This is a genomic window from Candidatus Photodesmus blepharonis (assembly GCF_000731795.2).
Taxonomy (GTDB): Bacteria; Pseudomonadota; Gammaproteobacteria; order Enterobacterales; family Vibrionaceae; genus Vibrio; species Vibrio blepharonis.
On the sequence record NZ_JGVK01000015.1, the window covers coordinates 1 to 4895 of the forward strand.

At 34.0% G+C, this 4895-nt stretch carries 6 protein-coding genes, 1 tRNA gene and 1 pseudogene; 2 read left to right on the forward strand and 6 right to left on the reverse strand.

Annotated features, from left to right (window positions below):
- The 3 genes and pseudogenes from CF67_RS02430 to tsaC form a co-directional block, all read right to left on the reverse strand.
- Nucleotides 1–137: pseudogene (locus tag CF67_RS02430) on the reverse strand (MarC family protein); the annotation flags it as partial.
- An 80-nt stretch (nt 138–217) separates the two neighbouring features.
- Entirely contained in the window at nt 218–1075 is an 858-nt protein-coding gene (gene aroE / locus CF67_RS02435) for a shikimate dehydrogenase (RefSeq protein WP_052538063.1), read from the reverse strand.
- A 5-nt stretch (nt 1076–1080) separates the two neighbouring features.
- Nucleotides 1081–1638: an L-threonylcarbamoyladenylate synthase type 1 TsaC gene (tsaC, locus tag CF67_RS02440; RefSeq protein WP_034413968.1), complete on the reverse strand. Its 558-nt coding sequence runs from the start codon at nt 1636–1638 to the stop codon at nt 1081–1083.
- Nucleotides 1639–1807: 169 nt separating this feature from the next.
- Between tsaC and purE the strand changes: the two genes are divergently transcribed.
- Nucleotides 1808–2293, forward strand: coding sequence for a 5-(carboxyamino)imidazole ribonucleotide mutase (gene purE, locus CF67_RS02445; protein WP_034413971.1), 486 nt, complete (start codon nt 1808–1810; stop codon nt 2291–2293).
- Between the two features lie 6 nt (nt 2294–2299).
- Complete coding sequence (locus tag CF67_RS02450) at nt 2300–3391, forward strand: 5-(carboxyamino)imidazole ribonucleotide synthase (RefSeq protein WP_034413972.1); 1092 nt, start codon at nt 2300–2302, stop codon at nt 3389–3391.
- A gap of 112 nt (nt 3392–3503) precedes the next feature.
- Here the strand turns inward: CF67_RS02450 and CF67_RS02455 are convergent, their stop codons facing one another.
- The 3 genes from CF67_RS02455 to CF67_RS02465 all read right to left on the reverse strand — a co-directional run bounded on the left by CF67_RS02455 (nt 3504) and on the right by CF67_RS02465 (nt 4809).
- Entirely contained in the window at nt 3504–4184 is a 681-nt protein-coding gene (locus tag CF67_RS02455) for a DUF1481 domain-containing protein (protein WP_034413973.1), read from the reverse strand.
- Nucleotides 4185–4252: 68 nt separating this feature from the next.
- Nucleotides 4253–4543 (reverse strand): HU family DNA-binding protein, encoded by a 291-nt coding sequence (locus tag CF67_RS02460; RefSeq protein ID WP_278184769.1) that lies wholly within the window; start codon nt 4541–4543, stop codon nt 4253–4255.
- A 189-nt stretch (nt 4544–4732) separates the two neighbouring features.
- Nucleotides 4733–4809, reverse strand: a tRNA-Trp gene (locus CF67_RS02465).
- Between the last annotated feature and the right edge of the window lie 86 nt (nt 4810–4895).

The window sequence follows — 4895 nt, forward strand, 5'->3', positions numbered from 1 at the left end:
ACATAACTTTTTACCCCATCCAGAAACATTTGGATTGAAATCATTACTAATAATAATCCCATTAATCTTTCAGCTACCTTCAGTCCTCTTTCTCCTAAAATACGATGAAAAAAACCACAAAACATTAAAATCAAATATCGATATTATAAAATTAGACTATGCAAAACTGAAAGATTTATTATGCCTGGAAAACTGTTTTTTGAAACCATAAGATGCTCTAAATTCTCCTTAATACCCTTAATATTTTCTCAATATCAGGTTTTAAACCTCTCCAAAACATAAAACTTTCTGCTGCTTGTCTGACCAACATTCCTAAACCATCGTATACATCTCTGACTCCATTTTTTTTTGCCCACTGATTAAAACAAGTTCTTCCAGAATTTTCGTATATTAGATCATAACTTATCCTTGCTGAAATAAATACTGCTGGTGAAATATTAGGTAATTCACCTCTCATACCAGCGGATGTCGCATTAATGATCACATCAAAAATTTGATTAATTTCATTCATTTTTAATGCTTTCAGATTACCATATTTTTGAAAAAACCTTTCCAATTTTTTTGCTTTTATAAATGTACGATTGGTAATAATAATTTCTTCTGGCTTTTGATCTAGCAATGGCTTTAAAAGACCTCTAGCAGTTCCGCTAGCACCAATTAACAGTATACGACTTCCTTTAACTATATGATATTGCAATAAATCTTGTACTAATCCTTCACCGTCTGTATTGTCACCAATAATTTTACCATCATCAATTTTTAATGTGTTAACAGAACCTGCAACTTCTGCACGTTTAGTCAATTTATCTGCAAACTGAAATGCCTCTTCTTTGAAAGGAGAAGTGACATTACAACCTTTTCCACCTTGAAAAAAAAAATCTTCTACTGCTTTAAAAAAGCCGCCGATGGGGACTAATTGAGGAAAATAAATAAGATTTTCTTTAGTTTGCAGTGCAAATAAAGTATGAATCAATGGAGATTTGCTATGTTTAATCGGATTTCCAAATATCACATAAATATCAATTTCACCAAATGTTTCTCTATGTCTCTTAATCCAACTTTGCGGTGAGATCATTTTTATTAACATACTCTTAGTATCTTTGCAGTTTTAGCATCGCGAATTGTAGTTATTTTACCTGGGTTACCTACTTTGCCTTCTAAAATGGTTACTGATTTATCACCAAACTGCCTCTTAACTTCAGAACTACTTGTACATGGTGATTCTCCACTCAAATTAGCACTAGTTGAGACTAAAGGTTTACCAAACACGTAACACATTATTTGCGCTACTGGATGATCAGTCACTCTTACTGCAATGGAACTAAACTTTCCAGATAAGTAAGTAGAAACTAAAATACTTGGCGGCATAACCCAGGTTACAGGACCTGGCCAACTATCATATATTTGCTTCAACTGTTCTTGATTTAGTTGACTTTCATTGATATAAGGTAGCAATTGCTGATAAGATGCTGCTACCAAAATGAGTCCTTTTTCAATAGGACGCTGCTTTAATCTAAGCAATTTTCTAATAGCCTGAAAATTATCGGGATCACAGCCCAGTCCGAACACACCCTCAGTCGGATAGGCGATTATTTCACCTTTTTGAAGCGCCATCAACGCTAATTCAAAATTCCTCATAGTAAATTTCCAAAATGAAACTCTGGATATATAGGAAGCCTCTAAAAAAATTAAATCTAGAAATCAAAAGTATTCATTCAGAAAAGAATTGATTTAAATCTACTTCTTTGCATAAAATAAGCACGTTCTTCAGTGATATAAAAAGTATCATAATTTAAGGGAATCTGAAATGAAAGTTGGTATTATCATGGGTTCACAATCTGATTGGGTAACAATAAAATTAGCAGCGGATATGCTTAAGGAATTCAATGTAGAGTATGAAACTAAAATAATTTCAGCACATAGAACACCTCAATTACTAGCTGATTATGCAACAAACGCTAAAAAACGCAATTTGAAAGTAATTATTGCTGCAGCAGGTGGTGCTGCTCATCTACCTGGTATGACTGCTGCGTTTACCACTCTTCCTGTACTTGGTGTACCAATAGAATCTCATATACTAAGAGGTATGGATTCATTGCTCTCTATTGTACAAATGCCTAAAGGTATCCCAGTTGGAACTCTAGCTATTGGTGCAGCAGGTGCGGTAAACGCAGGAATTCTTGCTGCTCAAATTATAGGTACACTTGATAACAACGTAATGGCTAAAATTGAGACTTTCCGTAGTAAGCAAACAGAAAACATTCTACTAAATCCAAATCCGATAGAGAGTTAGAAGCGTATGCAAGTTTTAGTGATTGGAACAGGACAACTTTCAGGTCTGATGTTTTTAGCAGGAGTATCTCTAGATATTCAAATAATGGCATTCGATATAAAATCCCAAGAAATCATTCATCCTCTAAGCAAAGTTTTATTAAATTGTAATCTGAACGAAGCTGTCCAAAAAGCTGATGCAATCACTGTTGAATTAGAGAATATTCCTGATGATATTTTACAGTTCTTTGAACGAAGTGGTAAACTTTCCCCAAATATAAAAGCAATTCAGACAGGAAAAGATCGTCGCATTGAAAAAGCTTTTCTAGATAAAATCAAAGTCCAAAATGTTGAATACGTAGCTATAAATAATCGCATTGACTTTGATATAGCAATTGAAAAAATTGGTATACCTATGATACTCAAAAGCACCATAGGTGGCTACGATGGAAAAAATCAGTGGCGCTTGACAAATACTAAAAATATTAATGCTATCTGGCAAGAACTAGAAAAATGTATTACTACTTCTGTAAAACAAGGAATCATTGCTGAAAAATTGATACCTTTCACTCGCGAATTATCTATAGTCGGAGCAAGAGCAAAAAACGGGACAATTGTAACCTATACTTTATCGGAAAACATACATAATAATGGTATACTAATCCTATCGACTACAATTAAGAATTTTGAACTTCAAAGGAAAGCTGATAAAATATTTTCAACTATCGTAGATAAACTAAAATACGTTGGAATATTAGCAGTAGAATTTTTTGACGTCAACGGAAGATTACTAGTCAACGAAATTGCGCCAAGAGTTCATAATTCCGGACATTGGACCCAGGAAGGAGCTGAAACTTCTCAATTTGAAAACCATTTACGTGCTATATGTGACATGTCTTTAGGAAGCACTAAATTAACTCAAATGACATCAATGATAAATATCTTAGGTAGAGATTTTGTACCGAATGAAATACTAGCTATCAAGGATTGTTATATTCACTGGTACCAGAAGAAAAAGCGTGTTGGAAGAAAGATGGGACATATAAACATATGTGCTAAATCTACATCTGAATTAGAACAAAAAGTATCTCTTTTGAATAAAGCATTAAATAAGCGCTGATTTCTTTAAGTTTAAGGCAATTTGTTAAAAATTTAAGAAACAGTAATCTAAAAAAGCCACTTTTCGATCTTCCCTAGCTCTAATCAGGTATCGAATATTGTGTTTTTTCTGTTCAAAGATAAATCGGTCTTTCAACACAAACGTGATCTTTACCTTCCAAGAGTAATAGTTCTTTGATGAAGACTTGCTTAGATGTGGCTTTACCCAAGAAAGCAATATAACTATTAATAAAGCTTAAATCCTTAAAAACAAAATCTGGTAATGTTTGCTTAAAGTTAATTTTATCATATACTTGGCCAGAGCAAGTCCTTAAGACTGAACCATCCCAAAAACCTTGAATCAATTCCAAACCTTCACTTTCTTTCGTTTTATCTACTATATAAGCAGCTTTCTGCTGATAGAGAAGCAACTCCCCTTTATTCAAAGGAAATATTTTCCCAGCTAGGCGATACTGTTGATATACAGGTTCGCTATTTCCATCAAAACGAACATGAACATGGTAAGGGATCAAGCCTTTGAGTTTTAATTGTTCTCCTCGGCGAACCAATTCTCGCAACACACCACCTACCCAACGATAATCAGTTTTATACCATCCATAATTAGGAATAGAAACATAATCGCCTCCTGAGTCTGCTTCAAAAGACTTTTCAGTATACCAATAGAAACCAGTCAAACGTCCCATTGACTCGCCAGAAGAATAATGAGATATTTGTTCTAAAACTAATGTTTGAACCGGTGAATGGCAACCTAACAAAAGAAATAAGATCAGCCCAAACAAAATAAAATTTTTCATAAATAACTTCAAGTTTCTAAATTAATAAACCACTTGAATACTGTTTATAAACGTATATATATCAATTTTCATTTGACTAGACTTTTTAGTGTTTTACTAGGAACAAAAGTAGGTACATTCAAAGGAGCAATTTGGATTTGATCGCCAGTTTTAGGATTTCGACCAACACGAGATGCACGATAATTTACTTTGAATGTGCCGAAACCGATCATCTGAACTTGATCACCTTCTTTTAAAGTATTCATAACTATATTCAAAATAGCTTCAAGAGCAATCCTGGCTTGCACTTTAGACAAGCCGACCCTTTCGGCAATAAAGTCGATCAACTGGGTCTTGTTCATTAAATTTTCCTCTTGTATCTTGCGTTTAAATTAGCGCACTTTAATGCATAAAGGATCTATCTAGCAAATGGTTTCTTATCAAAATTTAGGTTTTTAGAAAAAAAATTAATATGCAATTATGACGACTAAAACACATTTGCAACAATGATAAATAATCAACAAGTTCTTTATTGCAGTCCTTATTTAGTGAACAAAAAACTCGACTGATGGCAGGGGTGGAGAGATTTGAACTCCCAACAGGCGGATTTGGAATCCGCTGCTCTGCCAATTAGAGCTACACCCCTATTTTAAGATAGGTGGCGGAGAGATAGGGATTTGAACCCTAGATACGTTATTCACATATGCCGGTTTTCAAGACCGGTGCTTTCAA